Raw genomic sequence first — 24,836 nt, 5'->3', positions numbered from 1 at the left:
CTCTTTTAACGGTTCGATCTTCTCGGTCGAAAGCGGAGAAAAAGAGGTGTTGACAGCAGCGATTAACGCTGTAGAATTCGCCTCCCGCTAACGAGAGATCGGAAGCGCAAGTGGTTGAAGTTGTTGAAGAATTCTTCGAAAACTTCTGAAAATAATCACTTGACAGCAAATGAGGCTGCTGTAGAATGCGCGCCTCGGTTGAGACGAAAGATCTTAACCAACCGCTCTTTAACAACTGAATCAAGCAATTCGTGTGGGTGCTTGTGCAGTCAGACTGATAGTCAACAAGATTATCAGCATCACAAGTTACTCCGCGAGAAATCAAAGATGTAACCAACGATTGCTGAGCCAAGTTTAGGGTTTCTTAAAAACCCAAAGATGTTTGAACTGAAGAGTTTGATCATGGCTCAGATTGAACGCTGGCGGCAGGCCTAACACATGCAAGTCGAGCGGATAAGAGGAGCTTGCTCCTGGATTCAGCGGCGGACGGGTGAGTAATGCCTAGGAATCTGCCTGATAGTGGGGGACAACGTTTCGAAAGGAACGCTAATACCGCATACGTCCTACGGGAGAAAGCAGGGGACCTTCGGGCCTTGCGCTATCAGATGAGCCTAGGTCGGATTAGCTAGTTGGTGAGGTAATGGCTCACCAAGGCGACGATCCGTAACTGGTCTGAGAGGATGATCAGTCACACTGGAACTGAGACACGGTCCAGACTCCTACGGGAGGCAGCAGTGGGGAATATTGGACAATGGGCGAAAGCCTGATCCAGCCATGCCGCGTGTGTGAAGAAGGTCTTCGGATTGTAAAGCACTTTAAGTTGGGAGGAAGGGTTGTAGATTAATACTCTGCAATTTTGACGTTACCGACAGAATAAGCACCGGCTAACTCTGTGCCAGCAGCCGCGGTAATACAGAGGGTGCAAGCGTTAATCGGAATTACTGGGCGTAAAGCGCGCGTAGGTGGTTTGTTAAGTTGGATGTGAAATCCCCGGGCTCAACCTGGGAACTGCATCCAAAACTGGCAAGCTAGAGTATGGTAGAGGGTGGTGGAATTTCCTGTGTAGCGGTGAAATGCGTAGATATAGGAAGGAACACCAGTGGCGAAGGCGACCACCTGGACTGATACTGACACTGAGGTGCGAAAGCGTGGGGAGCAAACAGGATTAGATACCCTGGTAGTCCACGCCGTAAACGATGTCAACTAGCCGTTGGGAGCCTTGAGCTCTTAGTGGCGCAGCTAACGCATTAAGTTGACCGCCTGGGGAGTACGGCCGCAAGGTTAAAACTCAAATGAATTGACGGGGGCCCGCACAAGCGGTGGAGCATGTGGTTTAATTCGAAGCAACGCGAAGAACCTTACCAGGCCTTGACATCCAATGAACTTTCCAGAGATGGATTGGTGCCTTCGGGAACATTGAGACAGGTGCTGCATGGCTGTCGTCAGCTCGTGTCGTGAGATGTTGGGTTAAGTCCCGTAACGAGCGCAACCCTTGTCCTTAGTTACCAGCACGTAATGGTGGGCACTCTAAGGAGACTGCCGGTGACAAACCGGAGGAAGGTGGGGATGACGTCAAGTCATCATGGCCCTTACGGCCTGGGCTACACACGTGCTACAATGGTCGGTACAAAGGGTTGCCAAGCCGCGAGGTGGAGCTAATCCCATAAAACCGATCGTAGTCCGGATCGCAGTCTGCAACTCGACTGCGTGAAGTCGGAATCGCTAGTAATCGCGAATCAGAATGTCGCGGTGAATACGTTCCCGGGCCTTGTACACACCGCCCGTCACACCATGGGAGTGGGTTGCACCAGAAGTAGCTAGTCTAACCTTCGGGAGGACGGTTACCACGGTGTGATTCATGACTGGGGTGAAGTCGTAACAAGGTAGCCGTAGGGGAACCTGCGGCTGGATCACCTCCTTAATCGACGACATCAGCTGCTGCATGAGCTCCCACACGAATTGCTTGATTCATTGAAGAAGACGATAGAAGCAGCCCGAAATTGGGTCTGTAGCTCAGTTGGTTAGAGCGCACCCCTGATAAGGGTGAGGTCGGCAGTTCGAATCTGCCCAGACCCACCAATTTTGTGTGGGAAACGCCTGTAGAAATACGGGGCCATAGCTCAGCTGGGAGAGCGCCTGCCTTGCACGCAGGAGGTCAGCGGTTCGATCCCGCTTGGCTCCACCACTACTGCTTCTGAAGTTTGAAAGCTTAGAAATGAGCATTCCACCGGTTTGGTGATGAATGTTGATTTCTAGTCTTTGACTAGATCGTTCTTTAAAAATTTGGGTATGTGATAGAAAGATAGACTGAACGTTACTTTCACTGGTAACGGATCAGGCTAAGGTAAAATTTGTGAGTTCTCTTAGTTGAGAAATTCGAATTTTCGGCGAATGTCGTCTTCACAGTATAACCAGATTGCTTGGGGTTATATGGTCAAGTGAAGAAGCGCATACGGTGGATGCCTTGGCAGTCAGAGGCGATGAAAGACGTGGTAGCCTGCGAAAAGCTTCGGGGAGTCGGCAAACAGACTTTGATCCGGAGATGTCTGAATGGGGGAACCCAGCCATCATAAGATGGTTATCTTGTACTGAATACATAGGTGCAAGAGGCGAACCAGGGGAACTGAAACATCTAAGTACCCTGAGGAAAAGAAATCAACCGAGATTCCCTTAGTAGTGGCGAGCGAACGGGGACTAGCCCTTAAGTGGCTTTGAGATTAGCGGAACGCTCTGGAAAGTGCGGCCATAGTGGGTGATAGCCCTGTACGCGAAAATCTCTTAGTCATGAAATCGAGTAGGACGGAGCACGAGAAACTTTGTCTGAATATGGGGGGACCATCCTCCAAGGCTAAATACTACTGACTGACCGATAGTGAACTAGTACCGTGAGGGAAAGGCGAAAAGAACCCCGGAGAGGGGAGTGAAATAGATCCTGAAACCGTATGCGTACAAGCAGTGGGAGCAGACTTTGTTCTGTGACTGCGTACCTTTTGTATAATGGGTCAGCGACTTATTTTCAGTGGCGAGCTTAACCGAATAGGGGAGGCGTAGCGAAAGCGAGTCTTAATAGGGCGTCTAGTCGCTGGGAATAGACCCGAAACCGGGCGATCTATCCATGGGCAGGTTGAAGGTTAGGTAACACTGACTGGAGGACCGAACCGACTACCGTTGAAAAGTTAGCGGATGACCTGTGGATCGGAGTGAAAGGCTAATCAAGCTCGGAGATAGCTGGTTCTCCTCGAAAGCTATTTAGGTAGCGCCTCATGTATCACTGTAGGGGGTAGAGCACTGTTTCGGCTAGGGGGTCATCCCGACTTACCAAACCGATGCAAACTCCGAATACCTACAAGTGCCGAGCATGGGAGACACACGGCGGGTGCTAACGTCCGTCGTGAAAAGGGAAACAACCCAGACCGTCAGCTAAGGTCCCAAAGTTATGGTTAAGTGGGAAACGATGTGGGAAGGCTTAGACAGCTAGGAGGTTGGCTTAGAAGCAGCCACCCTTTAAAGAAAGCGTAATAGCTCACTAGTCGAGTCGGCCTGCGCGGAAGATGTAACGGGGCTCAAACCATACACCGAAGCTACGGGTATCACCTTCGGGTGATGCGGTAGAGGAGCGTTCTGTAAGCCTGTGAAGGTGAGTTGAGAAGCTTGCTGGAGGTATCAGAAGTGCGAATGCTGACATGAGTAACGACAATGGGTGTGAAAAACACCCACGCCGAAAGACCAAGGTTTCCTGCGCAACGTTAATCGACGCAGGGTTAGTCGGTCCCTAAGGCGAGGCTGAAAAGCGTAGTCGATGGAAAACAGGTTAATATTCCTGTACTTCTGGTTATTGCGATGGAGGGACGGAGAAGGCTAGGCCAGCTTGGCGTTGGTTGTCCAAGTTTAAGGTGGTAGGCTGAGATCTTAGGTAAATCCGGGATCTTAAGGCCGAGAGCTGATGACGAGTGTTCTTTTAGAACACGAAGTGGTTGATGCCATGCTTCCAAGAAAAGCTTCTAAGCTTCAGATAACCAGGAACCGTACCCCAAACCGACACAGGTGGTTGGGTAGAGAATACCAAGGCGCTTGAGAGAACTCGGGTGAAGGAACTAGGCAAAATGGCACCGTAACTTCGGGAGAAGGTGCGCCGGTGAGGGTGAAGGACTTGCTCCGTAAGCTCATGCCGGTCGAAGATACCAGGCCGCTGCGACTGTTTATTAAAAACACAGCACTCTGCAAACACGAAAGTGGACGTATAGGGTGTGACGCCTGCCCGGTGCCGGAAGGTTAATTGATGGGGTTAGCTAACGCGAAGCTCTTGATCGAAGCCCCGGTAAACGGCGGCCGTAACTATAACGGTCCTAAGGTAGCGAAATTCCTTGTCGGGTAAGTTCCGACCTGCACGAATGGCGTAACGATGGCGGCGCTGTCTCCACCCGAGACTCAGTGAAATTGAAATCGCTGTGAAGATGCAGTGTATCCGCGGCTAGACGGAAAGACCCCGTGAACCTTTACTATAGCTTTGCACTGGACTTTGAATTTGCTTGTGTAGGATAGGTGGGAGGCTTTGAAGCGTGGACGCCAGTTCGCGTGGAGCCATCCTTGAAATACCACCCTGGCAACTTTGAGGTTCTAACTCAGGTCCGTTATCCGGATCGAGGACAGTGTATGGTGGGTAGTTTGACTGGGGCGGTCTCCTCCTAAAGAGTAACGGAGGAGTACGAAGGTGCGCTCAGACCGGTCGGAAATCGGTCGTAGAGTATAAAGGCAAAAGCGCGCTTGACTGCGAGACAGACACGTCGAGCAGGTACGAAAGTAGGTCTTAGTGATCCGGTGGTTCTGTATGGAAGGGCCATCGCTCAACGGATAAAAGGTACTCCGGGGATAACAGGCTGATACCGCCCAAGAGTTCATATCGACGGCGGTGTTTGGCACCTCGATGTCGGCTCATCACATCCTGGGGCTGAAGCCGGTCCCAAGGGTATGGCTGTTCGCCATTTAAAGTGGTACGCGAGCTGGGTTTAGAACGTCGTGAGACAGTTCGGTCCCTATCTGCCGTGGACGTTTGAGATTTGAGAGGGGCTGCTCCTAGTACGAGAGGACCGGAGTGGACGAACCTCTGGTGTTCCGGTTGTCACGCCAGTGGCATTGCCGGGTAGCTATGTTCGGGAAAGATAACCGCTGAAAGCATCTAAGCGGGAAACTTGCCTCAAGATGAGATCTCACTGGAACCTTGAGTTCCCTGAAGGGCCGTCGAAGACTACGACGTTGATAGGTTGGGTGTGTAAGCGCTGTGAGGCGTTGAGCTAACCAATACTAATTGCCCGTGAGGCTTGACCATATAACACCCAAGCAATTTGCTGACCTGAAAAGGCACCAGATTGCGGTGTGTGAAGACGAAACGAACCGAAAGTTCGAAGTTCACAAACACCTAGCTGTCACATACCCAATTTGCTGAAGCGAGGCCATCTGGTCCCGAGTCAGTACCCGAATTTCTTGACGACCATAGAGCGTTGGAACCACCTGATCCCATCCCGAACTCAGCAGTGAAACGATGCATCGCCGATGGTAGTGTGGGGTTTCCCCATGTGAGAGTAGGTCATCGTCAAGATTAAATTCCGAAACCCCAATTGCGAAAGCAGTTGGGGTTTTGTTTTGCCTGCGAGAAAGTTTCAGCGCTATGGCGAACAAAATTGCACAGTTATTTTCGAAGCAGAACACTAGAATAGCCCCATCTTTATCGGAGCCAGAGCCTGTATGTCAGAATCGGTTGACGCCCCCGGGCTGTCAGATTTACCGCTGGAAGACTTGATAGCCTGCCACGAGTGCGACCTGCTGATGCGCAAGCCGACACTTGCCCATGGTGAGAAAGCACTCTGCCCGCGTTGTGGTTATGAGTTGTACGCCCATCGCCATAACGTGGTGCAGCGCAGCCTCGCCCTGGTGATTGCCGCGTTATTACTTTACGTGCCGGCAAACTTTTTACCCATCATGCAACTCAATATCCTCGGGCAATCCTCGCAGGATACGGTCTGGAGTGGCGTAGTCGGCCTGTTCAGCACCGACATGCAAGGTGTGTCGATCGTCGTCTTCCTTTGCAGCATGGCCATACCGTTACTCAAGTTGTTGTGCCAGCTGTTTGTGTTACTGACGATTCGTTTCGATGTCGGCCGAAGCTACGGTTTGCTGCTCTATCGTATTTACCACCACCTTAGGGACTGGGGCATGCTCGAGGTCTACCTCATGGGCGTGCTTGTCGCGATCGTGAAGCTGGCGGATATGGCAGCAATTACCGTCGGCCTCGGGCTGGCATGTTTCATTGGCTTGTTATTGGTGCAAGTCTGGCTGGAGGTGGTGATGTCACCGCATCAGATCTGGCAGGCATTATCAGGAGAGGATGCCCATGCGGGCGATTGATGCGGGCATTCTGGTGTGCACCGAATGCCACGAGCTGAACAAGCAGGAAGCTGACGTCGACGAGCAGAGCTGTACCCGCTGCGGCGCGCAGGTTCACGCTCGCCGCCCCAACAGCTTGACCCGCACCTGGGCGCTGTTGATCACGGCAGCCATTATCTATGTTCCGGCGAATGTCTTGCCGATCATGACGGTCAGTTCTCTGGGCCAGGGTGAACCGAGCACCATCATGTCCGGCGTGATTGAACTGGTTCAGCACGGCATGATCCCGATCGCCACCGTGGTGTTCATCGCCAGCATTCTGGTGCCCACGTTCAAACTGGTTGGCATCGCGCTGCTGCTGTTTTCCGTGCAGCGTCGGCAGCCATTGTCGGCCCGTCAGCGTATCTGGATGTACCGTTTCATCGAGTTCATTGGCCGCTGGTCGATGCTCGATATTTTCGTGATCGCCATTCTCGTGGCGGTCGTCAACTTCGGCCGGATAGCCAGTGTCGAAGCCAATTTGGGCGCCGTCGCCTTCGCCTCTGTGGTGATTCTGACGATGCTCGCCGCAGTTACTTTCGATCCCCGACTGATTTGGGATAACACGGAGTCGGACGACGACCATGACTGATTTGCCTGTAGCGAAAACCCGACCGGCTTCGAACTGGTCGGCCATTTGGGTGCTGCCTCTGATCGCGCTGATCATCGGCGGCTGGCTCGGCTGGCGTGCTTATTCCGAGACCGGTATCGAGATTCAGGTGCGCTTTGAAAGCGGCGAAGGCATCCAGGCCAACAAGACTGAAGTGGTCTACAAAGGCATGCCGGTCGGCAAGGTCAAGACGCTCAAGCTCGACGATGAGGGCAACTCGAAAGGGGTGATCGCCACCATCGAAATGAACAAGGACGTTGAGCAGTACCTGAAGACCAGCACGCGGTTCTGGCTGGTCAAACCGAGCGTGACCCTGGCCGGTATCACTGGTCTGGAGACATTGGTCTCGGGTAACTATGTCGCGATCAGTCCCGGTGAAGGCGAGCCCGTGCGCAAGTTCAAGGCACTCGCCGAAGAGCCGCCGCTGTCCGACGCCAAGCCCGGTCTGCACCTGACCATCAAGGCCGATCGCCTCGGCTCGCTGAATCGCGGCAGCCCGGTGTTCTACAAACAGATCAAGGTCGGTCAGGTCAAAAGCTACGTGCTGTCCGAGGATCAGAGCACCGTTGAACTTAAGGTGTTCATTGAGCCGACCTACGCCAAACTGGTGCGCAAACATACTCGTTTCTGGAACGCCAGCGGCATCAGCATCGACGCTAACCTGTCCGGCGTGAAAGTGCGCAGTGAATCCCTGGCTAGTATCGTCGCCGGTGGTATCGCGTTCGCGACGCCGGAGAATCGCAAGGACAGTCCGGCGACCGACCCGAGCCTGCCATTCCGTCTCTATGAAGACTTCGACGCTGCCGCTGCCGGCATTCGCGTGAAGGTCAAACTCAGCGATTTCGAGGGCCTGCAAGCCGGTCGCACGCCGGTGATGTACAAAGGCATTCAGGTCGGCAACCTGAAAGCGCTCAAAGTCGATCCGGACCTGAACAGTGCAACAGCCGAGCTGACCCTCGATCCGTTGGCCGAAGACTATCTGGTTGAGGGCACGCAGTTCTGGGTGGTCAAACCGTCGATATCCCTTGCCGGTATTACCGGCCTGGAAGCGCTGGTGAAAGGTAACTACATCGCCGTGCGTCCGGGCGACAAAGGCGCTGCGCCGAAACGCGAGTTCGAAGCGCGACCGAAAGCTCCGCCGCTGGATCTGCGTTCGCCGGGCCTGCATCTGGTGCTGTTCACCGACTCGCTGGGCTCGATCGATGTTGGCAGTCCGATTCTGTACAAGCAGGTCAAGGTCGGTTCGGTGCAGAGCTACCAGTTCTCCCGAACCAAGAAGCAGCTGGTCATCGGCGTGCACATCGAGAAGGAATACGAAAACCTGGTCAACGCCTCGACGCGCTTCTGGAATGTCAGCGGCATTACCCTCACGGGTGGCTTGACCGGCGGCATTCAGGTCAAGAGTGAATCCCTGCAAACCCTGATGGCCGGCGGTATCGCGTTCGAAACGCCGCAAGCCAATGCGCCGTTGAAGAAACGTATCCCGCGCTTCCGTCTGTTCGCCGATCACGATGAGGCGAACAAGAAAGGTGCGGTAGTGACGATCAAGGTTGATCGCGCTGACGGCTTGAGCAGCGGTACGCCGGTACGTTTCAAGGGGCTGGATGTCGGCAAGATTGAAAGCGTCGATCTGACCGATGACATGCAGTCGGTAATCCTCACCGCTCGCATCACTGAAGTGCCGGAGAAGATCGCGCGAGTCGGCAGTCAGTTCTGGGTGGTCAAGCCGGAACTGGGTCTGATCAAGACGCAGAATCTGGAAACGCTGGTCACCGGCAAATACATCGAAGTCCAGCCGGCGGCGAAGAATCTCGGCCCGCAGAAGAACTTCGTTGCCTTGGCCGAAGCGCCGGAAGTCACCAGGCAGGAAGCGGGTCTGAGTCTGGTGTTGAGCGCCGCACGTCGTGGTTCGCTTAAGCCTGGCGTACCAGTGACTTACCGTGAGATCACCGTCGGAAAGGTGACCGGTTATGAATTGGGCCAGACAGCTGACCGTGTGTTGGTGCACATCCTGATCGAGCCGAAGTATGCGCCACTGGTGCGCAGCGGCAGCCGTTTCTGGAACACCAGCGGCGTGGGCTTCGATTACGGCTTGTTCAAAGGCGTGACGGTTCGGACCGAATCGCTGGAGACGCTGATTCAAGGTGGCATTGCCTTCGCCACACCGGATGGCGAGCGCATGGGCAATCCGGCGAGGGCCGAGCAGACGTTCCCGTTGTTCGACAAGTTCGAGGATGAATGGCTGACCTGGGCGCCGAAGATTCAGCTGGGTAAGTAGTGGCGCCTATTGAATAGCCTTCGCGAGCAGGCTCGCTCCCACAGGGGAACGCATTCCAATTGTGGGAGCGAGCCTGCTCGCGAAGGGGCCAGCCAAATCAACACAAAATCCACTCCATAAAAAAGGGCCGCGATCTCATCAGATCGCGGCCCTTTTTTTGCTTCAGCTACCGCCGATCAAACCGCATCCAGCTCCGGCTCATCGGCCTGCACATTCAGCGTGGCCTTGACCACATCATGCCGGCGAATGTACTTCCAGTCCGCCTCATCGATGTAGATCCCGGCCGGGCCGCTGCCGCCTTCCAGGTCGATTGCGACACTGGCGCAGACCTGCGGCTTCACACTCGCCAGAATCGGCACGAAGCCTAGTTGCAGACTGGTTTCCAGCAGCGCCGCCTGGTTCTTCTCGTCGATGTCCGCCGCCTCGTCGAGGTAGTACGGCAGACGCACGCGGCCGGCCAGATCGCGATCCATCAAGTGCAGCAACAAGTACATGTTGGTCAGTGCCTTGATGGTCATGGTCGTACCGTTGGAGGCCGCGCCGTCGATGTCGGTGTGGATGACTGGTTGACCGTTGACCTTGGTGATCTCGAAGGCCAGTTCGAACAAGTCCTTGAGGCCGAGCTGGTTGTGGTTCGCTGCCACCAGCCGCGCCAGATATTCCTTGGCCTCTTCGTTCTTGTTGTCCTGCTCGGCGCTCTGGCTGAGATCGAACACCGACAGGGTTTCGCCTTCCTCATATTGCCCGGCGCTGTGGATGATCTGGTCGATGTGCTTGAGTGCTTCCTTGTTTGGTGCGAGGACGATGCGGAAGCTCTGCAGGTTGGAAACCTGCCGCTTGTTGATCTCGCGGTTGAACAGCGCCAGTTGATGCTCGAGGCTGTCGTAATCGCTGCGGATGTTGCGCAGAGTACGGGCGATGTCGGTGACCGCCGCGCGCCGCGCCTTGCCGAGGGTCAGGGCTTCATCGGTGCGGTGCGCGTAAGCGTTGATCAGCAGCGACAGACGTCGTTCCATGTCGTCTTCGCTGTCGAACTTGGCCACGCCTTTGAGGCGGACCTGCGCGTACAGCGCTTCGATCTGGCCATCGGCACGCAGCAGACCCTGCCAGCTGTCCTGATAGTCGTTGAGCAGCGGCAGCAGGTTGTCCATCGAATCATCGACCGGATCCATGAACGGCGTGCCGAACGGCAGATCCGCTGGCAGCAACTGACGACGACGCAAAGCATCGTCGAGCGTGCGTTGCTTGGCTTCCATGTCGGCGATCTGACGGCCGACCAGTTGCAGCTTGGCCGACAGTTGCTGGACGCGCTCGGTGAACGCATCGCTGGAGCGCTTGAGTTCGTCCTGCGCGGCTTCCATCTGCGCCAGTTGCTCGAGCTTGTCACTTTCTTCGGCGCTCAGGGTCTGGGTGCGACGGAAATCTTCCAGCGCCTTCTGCGCGTCCAGCACCTGCTGGTACAGCGCTTCGGTCTGGGTCTTGCTCGCGGCGCGGTCGGCGGCCACGGCCTGCTGGGTTTTCAGTTGCTTGAGCTCTTTTTCCAGACGCTCTTTCTGATCACGCAACGCGGCGCGGTCAGCCAGAGCCTGCAAGGCAGGCGGCTCAATGTGCGAGATGTCGATCGACAGGCCCGGCACTTCGAAGCGCTCGCCCTTGAAGCCATCAAGAATCAGCTCCACGGATTTGACCCACTCGCCATTCTCGTCGAGGGTGATGCCATGTTCGCCCAGCGGCAGGCTGAACAGCGCGCTGTTGAACAGACGCATCAGGCGCTCGACGTCCTGTTGCGAGAACTCTTCGCGCAGGCGGGCATAGCTGTTGTTATCAGCGTGATCGAGTTGTTGCTTCACCGACTTCAGGCGTTTTTCCAGATCGCGCAGACGCTCTTCGAGATCTTCGGCGCTGAACTGACGCGACTGCGCCAAGGCACCGGCCAGTTCGTCGTGTGCATCCTTGGCCGCGAGCAATTGTTGCTCGAGCACTTTGACGTCATCGACCAGGGCGAAGCGGTTCTTCAGCACCGACAACTCGCCGAGCCAGCGCTGGATGCCTGAAATTTCCCGCTCCAGACGCATCAGTTCCTGAGTACCACCGCGTTGATCGTTCTGCAGATCGTCCTGCTCGCGACGGTAGTGCTCGGCCTGGATGGTCAGCTCTTCCTTGCGCGCCGTGGCGTAGTCCGACCAGGTGCCGAGCAAGGAGTCGAGCAGCGGCGACAGGCGATGCAGCTTGCCGCGCAGCACATCGCGCTGTTTCACGCCGTTGGCCAGCGCTTCGACCAATGGGCCGGCGGCGACCAGCGAGTTGTAGTCCTGCTCCATGCGCCGCACGTCGCGGAAGGCTTCTTCGCACGCGGCGATGTAATCGACGCTGCCCGAACGCAGGCTGTGCTCGAAAGCATCGAGGAACAGTTGCTTGAGCTTGGCCGCGGTGATTTCGCGCATGTGCAGCAGGTTGATGAACAGCGCGCGGAAGGTCTTCAGGCTCTGCTCGCTGGTGGAGCGCAGCGGGATCAGGGTCAGGTCGAGCGGGATTGACGTGTGGCCGCCAACCAGCAAGCGGCGCAGTTCGTCCGGCTTGAGTTCGTAGGCTTTCAGGCCTTCTTTTTCGAGATTGCTGAACAGTTCTTTCTGGCGCAGGCAGGTGTCGTTTTTCTGGTAATGCGCCAGGTCGAGCTTGCCGGCGTAGGCGAAGAACTGGTGCCCGAAACCGCCGCCCGGGCCGCGACCGACCACGCCGATCACGTGGGGGCCGTGGGGCAGGTTGACTTCAACGAGGATGTAACTGGTGTCGGAGGCGAAGTAGAAGCGCCGCGATTGTTCGAGGCTGTACTTGCCGAAGCTCATGTCCGACATGCGCGCCAGAATCGGGAACTGCAAAGCGTTGATCGACGCCGACTTGCCGAGGTTGTTCGCGCCGTAAACCGACAGCGGTTCTTCCAGCGGAAACAGACCGAGGCTGTAGCCGGCGGTGTTCAAAAGAGCAAAGCGGCGGATGCCGTAGCGTTCCTGGCTCATGCATCGGACTCCTGTTCTTCGGCAATGGCGCGGGCCAGTGCGTCTTCTTCGCTTTCTTCTTCAAATTCGGAAAGATCGAGCGGATCGTCGGTTTCGAGGAATTTCGCTTCGGCTTCTTCGTCGATCAGCACCGGCGCAGGCAGCGGCAGAACGCTGTGGACGCTGGCTGCCAGGTCGCGGTCCTGCTGTACCGACAGGCACACGTCGAGGAAACGGTGCATCGGCGGCAGGAAGCGGTAGACGCCGTTTTCTTCGCCGGCAAAACCAAGCTGGGTCATGCGGCGCATGATTTTTTCTTCGAGTTCTTCAACAGTCTGCACTTCGGCCTGAATGAACAGGTCGCGGTACTTGTCCAGCAGCGACGGCAATTCTTCGCGGCCGAGGCTGCCGCCGTCGAGCACGGCAATCGGGTCGCGGCCCTGATCGGCCAGGTGCTCGACGAGGATGAAGGTGAACAGCGCCAGACGCTGGGCGGTCTTGTTCACCGCTGCGGCGGCCATGTCCGGCACGAAATAGTAGAAGCCACGGGTGTCGCAGACCAGTTCAAAGCCCAGCGCCTTGAACAGCGTGCGGTACTGATCCTGGAAGTTTGACAGTTGTGCGTACAGCTCAGGATCACGGCGGCTGACGTGGTAACCCTTGAACAACTCGCGGAAGATCGGCGCCAGTTGCGACAGTTCGGAAAGATCAAGATGCATTTGGGATGCTCGCAGAATCCTCGGCGGCGGTATCGCTGGCCGAGAGCAGGGCGAAGGAGCGCAGGCTGACCTGGTGCTCGTGAGTATGGTATTCGCGGCGTTCCAGACGCTCGCGCTTGAAGCGTTTTTCCCGCGACAGGCGCGAGAACCAGTAAAGCAATTCGTCGGTGGCGCCGTCCGGTTCCTGCTCCAGCAGCCAGGTCATCAGGTCCGGCATCGGCAGGGACTCTTCGCAACGATCGACCATCTCGCGCACGGTGCGCGGTGCACGTGGGGCGTCGCCAGCCTTTTGGGTTTTGTGCGCCTTGGGGAAGCGCGCCGGTTTCGGCTCGAAACGCGCCAGGGCATACACGTAGGCTTCGACCTGACTGGCGCTGCCGAGGAAGGTGCTCTGTGGGCGGGTGAACAGTGGCATCGCCGCTTGCGGCACGGCGTCGATGCCTTTACGCCGGATCGCCGCCAGCGCCAGTGCGGCGCCACGGGTCACGGCGTTATGCCGACGCGCTTCTTCACGCAATGGCAGCAGCAGTTCGCGGGCATGGCGCAGGGTCAGTTGCGCGCTGGTCTGCATTTCGAGGATGCGCGCGTGGGTGCGCAGGAGCATGTCGTCATCGACCAGATGGCCGAGGCGCTGCTGTTCGCTGAGCATCTTCAGCAGCACGGTTTCGACCTTGCGCACGCCTTGTTCGAAGGCGCCATCGGCGTTGACCAGATCGATCATCGGCTCGACGTATTCGTCCCACGTCGCCAGGACTTCGGCGTAACGCTGACGCAGCGGAATCTGCCGGTCGCTGGTCTTCGCCCGTTCGGCCACGGCCACCAGGGCCTGTTCATCGTTGTCGAGTTTCTTCAGTACGTCGCGCACACGCATGTCGAGCAAACGCAACTGGCGCGCCAGATCGTTGCCGTCACGGACGTCGAAAGCGTCCTGGATATAACCGGCCAGACGCTCAAGGTGACGCAGGTAGGCTTCGATTTCCAGGCACAGGCCGAGGCGGTGTTCGCGGCGCAGGTAGGCGAGGAAGTCGTGGATCTGCGCGTTGAGCTCGAAACGGTTCGGGCTTTTCGCCACCGGAACCAGAATATCGAGGCGAATCCACACGTCGAGCAGGCTGGTGATGTCCTGCGGCGTGCTATCGAGTTGTTGGGCGGCCAGTTGCGTGCGCAGTTCGTTGAGGCTCAGGGTGCCTTGGTCGAAGTGCTCGCACAGTGGCTCCAGAAGTGCCCAGTGTTCAGCGAGGGCGCGCAAGACGCGCTTGGGTTCGATCATCGGAATGGCCGGCTGGTTGGCGATTAAAAGCGGCGATTGTACTGCATCACAGGCGCGGCGATTCACTCTCGGGACGGGCTGTCGCATTCTTTGGCCAAAGGGCAGCGGCGCAGCGCAGCGCGGGGTATCGATCAACAGCGAGCGATCTTGTGCGAAGGGCGGTAGAATCAGCGCACTTTCCGTTATCCACAAGTGGCCGACCTTTGCTTATCGAGTCCCGCCGCCGCGCCTATTTGAACGCCATGCAGGTGGTCAACTGGCTGCCGCGCACCGAACTGCCTTTCGCCGCACCGTCGCGGCCCGAGCTGCTGGAGATGCCCGAGCCTGAGCTTGAGGTGCCGGTTGCACCGGCGCCTCAGGCCGAAGCACCGGCGCAGCCTGCCGCGCGTCAGGTCGAGCGACCGAAAATCGAGGTGCCGCGTCCGTCGCTGGCCAGTACCCGCAACGGCGCCAAACCGGTGGAGGAAGTCGATGACACGCCGGTGGTGGTCAAGCCTGCGCCAGTGCCGCCGCCTCGGTTCGCCCTGCAACTGCTGCGCGCCGGGCGCTGCCTGCTGCTGGTCGAGTTACCCACAGGCGAAGCGTTTCAAAGTCGCGATCCGGCCTACCTGCTGCTCAAGGACATGCTGCGCGCCGCCGGTCTGCCGGATGCGCCGCAGATCGTCGGCGAGCCGGTGCGCTGGCCGTGGCTCAATCGCGGCACGCTGGATCAAGGCCCGGAAGCGGCGCGCGACTTCGTGCAAGGCTTCCTCTCGGTGCAGATGGAAGCAGCACCCTGCGCCTGTCTGTGGCTGATCGGCCTGCCGGCGCTGAAGTTTGCCGGGGAAGCGGACGCCGAAGCGTTCAATAGTGAATTGCAGATCGAAGGTCTGGGCCTGGCCTGGGCGATTCCCGGTCTGGAACTGTTAATGGAAGAGCCACAGCGCAAGGCCGCTGTGTGGCAAGCCATGCGTCGGCTGATGGCGCGCTGGAAACAATCCGATGAGTGAGGCTGTAACCTTTCGCCCGATGACCGAGGCGGACCTGGACGCTGTGTTGAAGATCGAATACGCCGCGTACAGCCATCCGTGGACCCGGGGGATTTTTCTCGATGGCCTGGGCAAATACCAGATCTGGCTGATGTTCGAAGGCCAGCAACAGGTTGGCCATGGCGTGGTGCAGATCATTCTTGATGAGGCGCACCTGCTCAATATCACCGTCAAGCCGGAAAATCAGGGGCGCGGGTTGGGCCTGACGTTGCTTGAGCATTTGATGTCGCGTGCGTATGCGGCTGAAGCGCGGGAGTGCTTTCTCGAAGTGCGCGACAGCAATACTGCTGCTTTCAAGTTGTATGAGCGGTATGGCTTCAACGAGATCGGCCGGCGTCGCGATTATTACCCGGCGGTGGGTGGGCGTGAGGATGCGGTGGTGATGGCCTGTACCTTGGTGGATTAGGCCTGTAGGAGCTGCCGAAGGCTGCGATCTTTTGATCCTGTTTTTGTAAGATCCAAAGCAAAATCAAAAGATCGCAGCCTTCGGCAGCTCCTACAGGGGGCGAATTTCAAGTCAGCGGGTCAGCGCTTGCCATCCAGCGGATCCAGATCCGCCAGTTCCGCTTCATCCAGCCCGTCACCGCCGCCGATGTCGGTTTCACTGACCTCGCTCAAATCCCAATCCGCCGGATTGCCCTCGCCGAGTTCATCGGCATCGCGCGCGCCATCCTCGCGAATCAACGTTTCCGGGCTCAGGTCATCGTCGGTCGGCTGATGATCATCCACCGAAGCCCCGGTCATACCCGCCTCACGCACTCGCTCAGCCGGCATCAATTTTTCGCGTTCACGCTCGGGCAGCTCATCTCCGATTTTCGCGCTGGGCTCTTCGTCGTCGAAATCCAGCTCGTGCACCGAGCCCATGCGGTCTTCGTTATCGTCGATGGGTTCCGGTTGCACCGCATCATAAGGGCGTCGTGAATCAGTCATGGCAATTCCTCATACTGTGGGCCTTACTGAGTGGACTCACCGGGCGCGCGAGAATTCCAACGAAAACACTTTGCGCTGGCGGCGTGACTTCGACGGGTGGTCGTCTATCAAACCTGCGCATCTTTCTTGAGGCCTTATCCATGCACGATCTACAAGACCTGATTGATAACAACGAGCGTTGGGCTGACGCGATCACCAAGGAAGACCCGGACTTCTTCGCCAAACTGGCGCGCCAGCAGACCCCGGAATATCTATGGATCGGCTGCTCCGACGCGCGCGTACCGGCCAACGAAATCGTCGGCATGCTGCCGGGCGATCTGTTCGTACACCGCAACGTCGCCAACGTCGTGCTGCACACCGACCTCAACTGCCTCTCGGTGATCCAGTACGCGGTGGATGTGCTCAAGGTCAAACACATCCTCGTCACCGGCCACTACGGCTGCGGCGGCGTGCGCGCGTCGATGCAGGATCGCCAGTTCGGCCTGATCGACGGCTGGCTACGGTCGATCCGCGATCTGTACTACGAGAAACGCGAAGAGCTGGCCAAGCTGGCGACCGAAGAAGAGCAGGTCGATCGCATGTGCGAACTCAACGTGATCCAGCAAGTGGCCAACGTCGCGCATACCAGCATCATCCAGAACGCTTGGCATCGCGGACAGCCGCTGTCGATCCACGGCTGCATCTACGGGATCAAGGACGGCCGCTGGAAAAGTCTCAATACCACCATAAGCGGTTTCGAACAGTTGCCGCCGCAATACCGCTTACGTCCGGTCGGCGCCCCGTAACCGCGGCGTTCAGTTACGGCCTGGATGCCGCCAGCGCTGTAAAAAGCGCTGGCCTTCAGGCGTGGGTGGTTCGTCGTAACCGGTGATCCAGCCACGGCAGCGCGACGAACCGCAATCGCAGGCGAACTGGCGCAGCAGTTTATCTTCGGTCGATGCGTAGTCGATGCTCAGATGGTCGCCGCTGTGGATATCTTTCAAGGCCCACAGCCACAACTCGCTCATGTCGAGAAATACATTCGGATCGCAGGCGTGCTCGAGCACCCCGCAAAAACGCGGATCGTAAACGTGGATGCCGGTTTGCAACTGACGGGTCTGTCGACGGCGATAGGGCAGCAATTGCCCGGAAACCCGGCACATTCGGCTAATGCGCAGAAACTCGCGGCGCGCGACCACCGCCGTGGCCATGCCACGTTCGTCGTGGATAATCTGAAAGTCCTGGCAGGATGGGAAGCCCAGCCGCACCGGAAGTCCGGCGAACGGATAGATGCCTTCTGTGTCGCGCGGCAGGTGCCGGCCCATGGCTTGATTGTTCATAACGATCCTTGTTGGTGAGTATTGCCTCCGGGTTGTCCCCACGCCCGTCAGGCGAAGCATGATTGGATCCAAGCGTCGCGCAATTGAAGGTACCGGTCTACTGTCAAACCTGACAGGCGCGATCACCGCTGGCCCGCGTCAGCATTGGCTGACACGGGGGACTCCAGCAGCGATTACAGAGTTGGTGCGGGCACGGCGGCCGCAGGCAGTGGCGCTTTCAGCTGTCGCAGTTGTGTCTTGACCGATGGCGTGGCGCACTTGGCAACCGCTTGTTCAGCGCTGAGGTTGCGGATCGAGGTATAGAACAACTCGCAGGTTTTGACCTTTTGCGTCACCTGCCATGTTTGCGTGCAACTGTTCAGCGTGGCCTGCGCATCGCTGCCCGGTTTGCTGCCCATTGCCGCCTGCCAGCAGGCAGCACTCAAATCCTGGCCCATGACTTTCAAGCCCGCCGCGTCAGCCTTCGCCTGGGCATCGTCGCCGGTATAGCTTTTCGGATCGGCGGCGTACCAGATATAGCTCGGATGATTCGAGCCGAGCACCGGCACATTCACTCCTTCGGCCGGACTGATGCTCGCCAGCCCCAGCACCCCCAAGGTCGGCCCGTATTGTTCCTTGATCCAGTTGCGCACCGGCGCCCCGAACGCAACCATCGGCAGCGTCGCGCCGCTGGCGGTCTGGCTGAACTGCTTGACCAGCGTGGTCTGGTAATCCTTGAAGTAGTCGTAGACATCCTCCAGATCCCCGCCGGCATTGGACGGCGCGGCGATCGGCGCGATGTCGATGATGGTCTGGTAAGCCGGCGTCTGCCCGGCGGGGATGCCGTTATCGGTCAGCAACGTCGCCCAGCGATCGGTGGTGTTCGAGCGCAGATAGTCCTGCGCCTGGGTCAGCGAGTAGTCAGGCGGGAAGTGCAGCAACTCGACGCTCTTGCGATTTTCCAAGGCCATGCCCAACGGCAGGAACAGATACCAGCTGTAGGCCCATTTGCCATCGGCATTCAGCTTGCTGGCGCCAGCATAAGCCAGGTCGCCGGCGTCGAGCAACGCCGACAGCGGCTTGTCATAGCCGTCCGGCACTCCGGTGATCTCGGCGTAAAGCTGATCGTTGTCGGTTTTCACCAGCACCTTGGCATCGGCGTAACCGTCGCGCTGGACGCTCTGGCTCAGGTAGTGAGCAACGGTCTGCTCCAGCGTCCAATTGCGAAAGCAGATCACGCTGCAATTGTTGGGGTAGGCGAAGAGGCGGGTGACGCGCTCGGTGCTGCCCAGTTTTACGTCGACATCGGCGTGGACGGCGGCGCTTAGCGTCAGTGCAACGAGGGTAAGTCCTGCGAGTTTGAACATGCTCAGATCCTTTTCAGCGTGGGTTCCCCTCGATTTGGGGGCGCTTCATAGTGGATCAGTGGTGTTTGACAGAAAAGCGGTTGAGTGTGGATTCTTGCCTGAATGCGGTATTACCCAAGCAGCGCACATATTGTTACGGCTGTGCCAACAAGCACGCTGCCTGGTGCGCGTCCGCACTGCTAGACTGCAGCGACATCGAATTTTCCAAGGGTGAGTCATGAAGCCTTCTACTGCTCTCGACATGCAAAGGTCCGCCGTCCGCGAAGTGATCGGGCGCTTTCGCGTGGCCAACCCGCGTGTATTTGGTTCAGCATTGCTGGGGACGGATCTGGACGGCAGCGATCTCGATCTGCTGGTTGACCCACTGCCCGGCACGACGCTTTTTGATCTGGGCGGACTTCAGGTTGAGCTTGAAGACCTGCTGGGTGTTGCGGTCGAGGTGCTGACCCCCGGCGACCTGCCAGTGAAATTTCGTCAGCAGGTGCTTGATCAGGCGCGACCCGTCTAAAGCAGCGATCAAACCAAGTTTTGAGAGCACCTGCCCTTGAGCAGGTGCGTTTTTATCGACTTACGGCATCACCGGCGGCGTATACGCCAATGTCGTCCCCAGCGCCCACAACAACAGCAGCACCAGCGGCGTGTGCACCAGCAGTTGCACAAACGAGAAGCCTATCAAATCCCGCGCCTTCAACCCGAGCACGCCCAGCAGCGGCAGCATATAGAACGGATTGATCAGGTTCGGCAGGGCTTCGGCGGCGTTGTAGATCTGCACCGCCCAGCCGAGGTGGTATTGCAGGTCATTGGCGACTTGCATCACGTAGGGCGCTTCGATGATCCATTTACCGCCGCCGGACGGGATGAAGAAACCGAGAATCGCCGAATACACGCCCATCAGCAGCGCATAGGTGTCGTGGGAAGCGATGCTGACAAAGAAAGTCGAGATGTGATGCGCGAGGGTTTGCGCATCGGCGCCTTTGACCGTGGTCATCAGCGCGGCGATCGAGCCGTACAGCGGAAACTGGATCAACACGCCAGTGGTGGTCGGCACCGCACGGGCCACGGCATCGAGGAAGCTGCGCGGGCGCCAGTGCAGCAGCGCGCCGAGCATGATGAACAGGAAGTTATAGGTGTTCAGGCCGGAAATCGCGGTAATCGCTGGTTTGGTCGAGAACTCGTGAAACAGCCATCCTGCTGCGAGCAGCACCAATACGATGATCAGCAACGGGCTGTGTTCCAGCCATTCGCCGGGGCGAGTGCGCGGTTGCAGCGGCGGCAGGTTGAACGCCGGATCGATGCCGCAGGCCTTGGCGTCGCGTGCCGAATTCGGCCCGGGCGCGGTGGCGTAGGCGATGATGATCGAGATCACGATCAGCGCCAGCAGCATGACTCCGGATTGCCAGAGAAAAATGGTTTCGGTGAACGGGATTACGCCAGTGATCGACAGGATCGACGGCGGCAGGCTGCCCGGGTTGGCCTGCAACTGTGCGGCCGACGATGACAAGCCCAGCGCCCACACCGCGCCGAGGCCCAGGTAAGCAGCGGCACCGGCGGCGCGGTAATCCATCTTCAGATCGGTGCGGCGGGCGAGGGCGCGTACCAGCAGCCCGCCAAATACCAGCGACAGACCCCAGTTGAGCAAAGATGCGACCATCGAAATCAACGCCACCCAAGCCACGGCGGAGCGGCCGTTTTTCGGGATGCGTGCCAGTTTGTCGATCAGTTTGACTGCGGGCGGAGAGCTGGCGACGACGTAGCCGCCGATCACCACGAAGGCCATCTGCATGGTGAACGGGATCAGGCTCCAGAAGCCGTCGCCGAAGGCCATCGCTGCAGCGGTGGGTTTGGCGCCCATGGCCAGAGTGGCCAGCGCAACGATGATCACGGCCAACGCGGCGAATACCCAGGAATCGGGAAACCAGCGTTCGGCAAAACTGGAACAGCGCAGGGCAAAGCGCGCGGAGCGGCTATCTTCGATATCAACGGCCACAGGAAGTACCTCGGATTTTTTATGGTTATTTTGATCCGTGGGAGCAGTCGCCCGGCTCGACAGCCACAGAGACCCCTGTGGGAGCGAGCCTGCTCGCGAAGACGTCGGCACATTCAGCATCAGGTTGTCTGAACTGACGCTTTCGCGAGCAGGCTCGCTCCCACATGGGCGGCTGGTCGGTGTTGGCGTGGTCCCTTGGACAGGCGCTAACAGTAAATCAAGCGCCGCCCTTTTGTTGAGCAGGTTTTCGCAAACCGAGACTATGGTCTGACGGGTTGTCGATCCGTGCTTTTGCGTAGACCATGGGCGCCTTGGTTTTTGCCGATGCCTGAGTTCTTTGTCATGACTGCCAATTCTCCAGCCCGACCGGCGCCGTTCAGCCGTGCCGACTACAAGACCCTCGGCCTTGCTGCGCTTGGCGGGGCGCTGGAAATCTACGATTTCATCATCTTCGTATTCTTCGCGCTGACCCTGAGTCAGTTGTTCTTCCCCCCGGAAATGCCCGAGTGGCTGCGTTTGCTGCAAAGCTTCGGCATCTTCGTCACCGGTTATCTGGCGCGGCCGTTGGGCGGGATTCTGATGGCGCATTTCGCCGACCGTCTGGGCCGCAAAAAGGTGTTCAGCCTGAGCATCCTGATGATGGCCCTGCCGTGCCTGCTGATCGGGATCATGCCGACCTACGCACAGATCGGCTATTTCGCGCCCTTGCTGTTGCTGGCGCTGCGCATCCTGCAAGGCGCAGCGGTGGGGGAGGTGCCGAGTGCCTGGGTGTTCGTCGCCGAGCATGCGCCTGTCGGCCATCGTGGTTACGCCTTGGGATTTCTGCAGGCCGGCCTGACCTTCGGTTACTTGATCGGCGCACTCACGGCGACCTTCCTGGCGCAGGTTTTCACGCCTGCCGAAATTCTCGATTACGCCTGGCGCTATCCGTTTCTGCTCGGCGGCGTGTTCGGCGTGGTGGGCGTTTATCTGCGCCGCTGGCTCAGCGAAACCCCGGTGTTCATGGCCATGGAAGCGCAGCGCGAGGCGCGGGTCGAGCTGCCGCTGCGCACGGTGCTGCGTGAACATCGTCTGGCCATGCTGCCGGCCATGTTGCTCACCTGTGTGCTGACCTCGGCGGTGGTGGTGTTCGTGGTCATCACCCCGACGATGATGCAGAAAACCTTCGGCATGACCGCCAGCCACACCTTCGGCCTCAGTGCCTTGGGCATCGTTTTTCTGAATATCGGCTGCGTGATCGCCGGACTGCTGGTCGACCGCATCGGCGCTTGGCGCACGGTCATGCTGTACAGCCTGTTGCTGCCGCTGGGCATTGGCGTGTTGTATGGCTGCCTGATCATGGGCGGCCATTGGATCGGCATGGCCTATGCGGTCGCCGGCCTGGCTTGTGGGGTAGTAGGTGCGGTGCCTTCGGTGATGGTCGGGTTGTTTCCGGCGCGGATTCGCGTGTCGGGCATTTCTTTCACCTACAACATTGCCTACGCCGCCTGGGCAAGTATCACGCCGCTGTTGCTGATTGGTCTGATGCCGTGGAGCCCATGGATCTGCGTGATCTTCTGTGCAGTGATGGGCGCGGTGGGGGGTGTGACGGCGGCGTATTTCGGTGCGCGCATGCCACGTACCGGACCGTGTCAGGCGGCCGGCGCTGCCTGATCCGCAAGCGCCGGATTATTTTCGACTGACGGGTCTGGCGCTGGCTTCAGAAAAGCTGTGCAAGGCCGATGGCTAGGTTGTATCCGCTAACTACCCTGCCATCGGTGCTTTCCCATGTTTAATAAACGCTTGAAACAAGAGCTGGCCGCTCTGCGCGAAGAACTCTCCAGTCTTGTACAAGTGAAGGAAAGCCTGGAAAGCGAAATGCTCGCGCTGACCCTTGAGCCCGACGGGCGGATTCGTTCGGTCAACCAGAATTTTCTCGATGAAATGTTCTACAAGAGCCAGGACCTGATCGGCCGGGCAATCGAAGACATCGTCCCGGCCCACGTCAAAACCGACGAATTCCATCAGCGCTTCAAAAACTCGATGAGCCGTGGCGAGCATTTTGCCGGCGCCGTGCGCCTGTTGCGTGGCAATGGCGACGAGGCGTGGCTGCGTTCAATCGTGCAACCGGTGCGCTCGTCTGATGGGCGGATCAGACACATCTCCTTCTACGCCAGTGACCTGACCCGCACCATCGAAGCCTCCCGCGAGCATGAGAACCTGATCGGTGCGCTGGTGCGTTCCACCGCCGTGATTGAATTCGACCTCAACGGCAATGTGCTCAGCGCCAATGATCGCTTCCTCAACGGCATGGGTTACAGCCTGGCGCAGATCAAGGGTAAACATCACCGCACGTTTTGCGCCCCGGAAGAGTACAACAGCGCCGAGTACCAGAACTTCTGGCGGCGCTTGAACAGTGGCGAATTCGTCGCAGGCCGCTTCAAGCGTATCGACAGCCATGGTCGTACGGTGTGGCTGGAAGCGTCCTACAACCCGGTGGTCGATGCCAACGACAGACTGTACAAAGTGGTGAAGTTCGCCACGGTGATTACTGATCAGGTCAACCGCGAGCAGGCGGTTGCCGACGCGGCCAGCATCGCTTACAGCACCTCGCAACAAACCGACAGCACCGCGCAACGGGGCACCACGGTCGTCACCGAAGCGGTGAACGTGATGCGTGATTTGTCGCGTCACATGCAAGCCGCCGGCGAAGGTATCGAGGCGCTGAACGAGCAGTCGCTGGTGATCGGCACGATCGTCAAAACCATCAGCGGCATTGCCGAACAGACCAACCTGCTGGCGCTCAACGCTGCCATCGAAGCCGCCCGGGCCGGCGAGCAGGGCCGTGGTTTTGCCGTGGTCGCGGACGAGGTCCGGCAACTGGCCTCGCGCACCAGCCAGGCGACGGACGAAATCGTCGGCGTGGTACGGCAGAACCAGGAAATGGCCCGCAATGCCGTGGCGCTGATGACCGACGGCAAGCTTCAGGCCGAACAGGGCCTGGCGCTGGCGGCGGAGGCGGGCACGGTGATCGTCGAGATTCAGGACGGTGCGCAGAAAGTGGTGGATGCGGTGGGGCAGTTTGCCAATCAGCTCTCTCACTGATACCGCACTGATCGTTCCCACGCTCTGCGTGGGAATGCCGCCCGGGACGCTCCGCGTTCCTTCGCTGGCGTGACGCAGAGCGTCACAGGATGCATTCCCGCGCGGAGCGTGGGAACGATCACCGAGGGGCAGCGCCGCATCTGCTCGCTCCCACAGGTTCTGTGTTTCGCCAGTGACAGCGCTACAATCGGCTCCTTTTCCTCCGGAGCAAATCCCATGAGCGTTTCCCACCGCCGTCCGGTGCCTCTGAACAAAGCCTACCGCCTGCTCAACCACGGGCCGACCGTGCTGGTCAGCGCCGCTCACGACGGCCAGCGCAACATCATGGCCGCCGCCTGGGCCATGCCGCTGGATTTCGAACCGCCGAAAGTCGCCGTCGTCCTCGACAAATCCACCTGGACCCGCCAGTTGCTTGAAGCCTCCGGGACCTTTGTGCTGAACGTGCCTTGCGTCAATCAGGCCGATATCGTGCAAACCGTCGGCAACACCTCCGGCCTGGAAATCACCCGCGACCAAGGTCAGGACAAGTTTCAGGCGTACGGTCTGCAAACCTTCGCTGGCGAACAGGTTGAAGCGCCGCTGCTCGAGGGCTGTGTCGCCTGGCTCGAATGCCGCCTGCTGCCGGAGCCGCGCAATCACGAGCAATACGACCTGTTCCTTGCCGAAGTCATCGCCGCCCAGGCCGACGAGCGTGTGTTCAGCGATGGGCGCTGGCATTTCGAAGGGCAGGATGGATTGCGTACCTTGCACCACGTGGCGGGGGGGCATTTCCTGAAGATTGGGGACGGGGTGGATGGCAAGACGTTGGCGGTCTGATTTACTCCCGGGAGAAGGCCTGCTGCTCGGCAG

The 24,836-nt window shown here is 58.5% G+C and carries 17 protein-coding genes, 2 tRNA genes, 3 rRNA genes and 1 pseudogene; 16 read left to right on the top strand and 7 right to left on the bottom strand.

Features of this window, described 5'->3' with window-relative positions:
- Window positions 1-384: 384 nt before the first annotated feature.
- The 8 genes from AB4O12_RS17000 to AB4O12_RS16965 all read left to right on the top strand — a co-directional run bounded on the left by AB4O12_RS17000 (window position 385) and on the right by AB4O12_RS16965 (window position 9,308).
- Window positions 385-1,921 (top strand): 16S ribosomal RNA (locus AB4O12_RS17000).
- Window positions 1,922-2,002: 81 nt separating this feature from the next.
- Window positions 2,003-2,079: transfer RNA gene (locus AB4O12_RS16995), tRNA-Ile, on the top strand.
- Between the two features lie 30 nt (window positions 2,080-2,109).
- Window positions 2,110-2,185: transfer RNA gene (locus AB4O12_RS16990), tRNA-Ala, on the top strand.
- 247 nt (window positions 2,186-2,432) lie between these two features.
- Window positions 2,433-5,326, top strand: a 23S ribosomal RNA gene (locus AB4O12_RS16985).
- Between the two features lie 154 nt (window positions 5,327-5,480).
- Window positions 5,481-5,596 (top strand): 5S ribosomal RNA (gene rrf / locus AB4O12_RS16980).
- Together the 16S, 23S and 5S rRNA genes with 2 tRNA genes alongside form the textbook arrangement of a ribosomal RNA operon.
- 146 nt (window positions 5,597-5,742) lie before the next feature.
- On the top strand, window positions 5,743-6,402 hold the full coding sequence (locus tag AB4O12_RS16975; RefSeq protein WP_056790348.1) for a paraquat-inducible protein A: 660 nt from the start codon (window positions 5,743-5,745) through the stop codon (window positions 6,400-6,402).
- Window positions 6,389-7,012, top strand: coding sequence for a paraquat-inducible protein A (locus tag AB4O12_RS16970; protein ID WP_056790346.1), 624 nt, complete (start codon window positions 6,389-6,391; stop codon window positions 7,010-7,012). The genes AB4O12_RS16975 and AB4O12_RS16970 overlap by 14 nt, the downstream gene beginning before the upstream one ends.
- Window positions 7,005-9,308, top strand: coding sequence for a PqiB family protein (locus AB4O12_RS16965; protein WP_041480022.1), 2,304 nt, complete (start codon window positions 7,005-7,007; stop codon window positions 9,306-9,308). Before AB4O12_RS16970 ends, AB4O12_RS16965 begins: the two co-directional genes overlap by 8 nt.
- A gap of 176 nt (window positions 9,309-9,484) precedes the next feature.
- Here the strand turns inward: AB4O12_RS16965 and mksF are convergent, their stop codons facing one another.
- Genes mksF through mksB form a run of 3 tightly spaced genes read right to left on the bottom strand, consistent with a single transcriptional unit; the run spans window position 9,485 to window position 14,293 of the window.
- Window positions 9,485-12,325, bottom strand: coding sequence for an Mks condensin complex protein MksF (gene mksF, locus AB4O12_RS16960; RefSeq protein ID WP_041480021.1), 2,841 nt, complete (start codon window positions 12,323-12,325; stop codon window positions 9,485-9,487).
- Complete coding sequence (gene mksE, locus AB4O12_RS16955) at window positions 12,322-13,023, bottom strand: Mks condensin complex protein MksE (RefSeq protein WP_016773189.1); 702 nt, start codon at window positions 13,021-13,023, stop codon at window positions 12,322-12,324. Before mksE ends, mksF begins: the two co-directional genes overlap by 4 nt.
- Window positions 13,013-14,293, bottom strand: a complete 1,281-nt coding sequence (mksB, locus tag AB4O12_RS16950; RefSeq protein ID WP_160768349.1) for an Mks condensin complex protein MksB — start codon at window positions 14,291-14,293, stop codon at window positions 13,013-13,015. The genes mksE and mksB overlap by 11 nt, the downstream gene beginning before the upstream one ends.
- A 242-nt stretch (window positions 14,294-14,535) precedes the next feature.
- Between mksB and AB4O12_RS16945 the strand changes: the two genes are divergently transcribed.
- Both AB4O12_RS16945 and rimI read left to right on the top strand, forming a co-directional pair.
- The gene (locus AB4O12_RS16945; RefSeq protein WP_095181642.1) at window positions 14,536-15,282 is read left to right on the top strand and encodes an energy transducer TonB; all 747 of its coding nucleotides are present in this window, start codon (window positions 14,536-14,538) and stop codon (window positions 15,280-15,282) included.
- Window positions 15,275-15,727 carry a ribosomal protein S18-alanine N-acetyltransferase gene (rimI, locus tag AB4O12_RS16940; RefSeq protein ID WP_039761243.1) on the top strand — a complete coding sequence of 151 codons (453 nt, stop codon included), beginning with the start codon at window positions 15,275-15,277 and terminating at the stop codon, window positions 15,725-15,727. The genes AB4O12_RS16945 and rimI overlap by 8 nt, the downstream gene beginning before the upstream one ends.
- A 119-nt stretch (window positions 15,728-15,846) precedes the next feature.
- On the opposite strand, the gene AB4O12_RS16935 is transcribed toward rimI, so the two are convergent.
- Window positions 15,847-16,251 carry a serine kinase/phosphatase gene (locus tag AB4O12_RS16935; RefSeq protein ID WP_095181643.1) on the bottom strand — a complete coding sequence of 135 codons (405 nt, stop codon included), beginning with the start codon at window positions 16,249-16,251 and terminating at the stop codon, window positions 15,847-15,849.
- Window positions 16,252-16,391: 140 nt separating this feature from the next.
- Between AB4O12_RS16935 and can the strand changes: the two genes are divergently transcribed.
- Window positions 16,392-17,036 carry a carbonate dehydratase gene (gene can / locus AB4O12_RS16930; protein WP_039761245.1) on the top strand — a complete coding sequence of 215 codons (645 nt, stop codon included), beginning with the start codon at window positions 16,392-16,394 and terminating at the stop codon, window positions 17,034-17,036.
- Window positions 17,037-17,045: 9 nt separating this feature from the next.
- Here the strand turns inward: can and AB4O12_RS16925 are convergent, their stop codons facing one another.
- Together AB4O12_RS16925 and AB4O12_RS16920 are read right to left on the bottom strand one after the other, a co-directional pair.
- Window positions 17,046-17,570, bottom strand: coding sequence for an SET domain-containing protein (locus AB4O12_RS16925; protein WP_460059174.1), 525 nt, complete (start codon window positions 17,568-17,570; stop codon window positions 17,046-17,048).
- 173 nt (window positions 17,571-17,743) lie between these two features.
- A complete protein-coding gene (locus AB4O12_RS16920) occupies window positions 17,744-18,916 on the bottom strand; it encodes a hypothetical protein (RefSeq protein ID WP_460059172.1) in 1,173 nt (390 codons plus the stop codon).
- 217 nt (window positions 18,917-19,133) lie between these two features.
- Between AB4O12_RS16920 and AB4O12_RS16915 the strand changes: the two genes are divergently transcribed.
- The gene (locus AB4O12_RS16915) at window positions 19,134-19,424 is read left to right on the top strand and encodes a nucleotidyltransferase family protein (protein WP_042609686.1); all 291 of its coding nucleotides are present in this window, start codon (window positions 19,134-19,136) and stop codon (window positions 19,422-19,424) included.
- A gap of 60 nt (window positions 19,425-19,484) precedes the next feature.
- Here AB4O12_RS16915 and AB4O12_RS16910 read toward each other — a convergent pair whose 3' ends face one another.
- On the bottom strand, window positions 19,485-20,903 hold the full coding sequence (locus AB4O12_RS16910) for a short-chain fatty acid transporter (protein ID WP_016773194.1): 1,419 nt from the start codon (window positions 20,901-20,903) through the stop codon (window positions 19,485-19,487).
- A gap of 342 nt (window positions 20,904-21,245) precedes the next feature.
- Between AB4O12_RS16910 and AB4O12_RS16905 the strand changes: the two genes are divergently transcribed.
- From AB4O12_RS16905 to AB4O12_RS16890, 4 genes and pseudogenes are all read left to right on the top strand, one after another.
- Window positions 21,246-22,556, top strand: a complete 1,311-nt coding sequence (locus AB4O12_RS16905) for an MFS transporter (protein ID WP_460059169.1) — start codon at window positions 21,246-21,248, stop codon at window positions 22,554-22,556.
- A 114-nt stretch (window positions 22,557-22,670) separates the two neighbouring features.
- A pseudogene (locus AB4O12_RS16900) lies at window positions 22,671-23,399 on the top strand (PAS domain-containing protein); the annotation flags it as partial.
- Window positions 23,379-23,987: a methyl-accepting chemotaxis protein gene (locus AB4O12_RS16895; protein WP_370695150.1), complete on the top strand. Its 609-nt coding sequence runs from the start codon at window positions 23,379-23,381 to the stop codon at window positions 23,985-23,987. The pseudogene AB4O12_RS16900 and the gene AB4O12_RS16895, both read left to right, overlap by 21 nt.
- A 216-nt stretch (window positions 23,988-24,203) precedes the next feature.
- Entirely contained in the window at window positions 24,204-24,803 is a 600-nt protein-coding gene (locus tag AB4O12_RS16890; RefSeq protein WP_460059168.1) for a flavin reductase family protein, read from the top strand.
- Window positions 24,804-24,836 lie beyond the last annotated feature (33 nt).

The organism is Pseudomonas sp. S2_A05 (assembly GCF_054668485.1).
The sequence above is the reverse complement of the archived record's forward strand: the minus strand, read 5'-3'. Positions and strand labels throughout refer to the sequence as shown.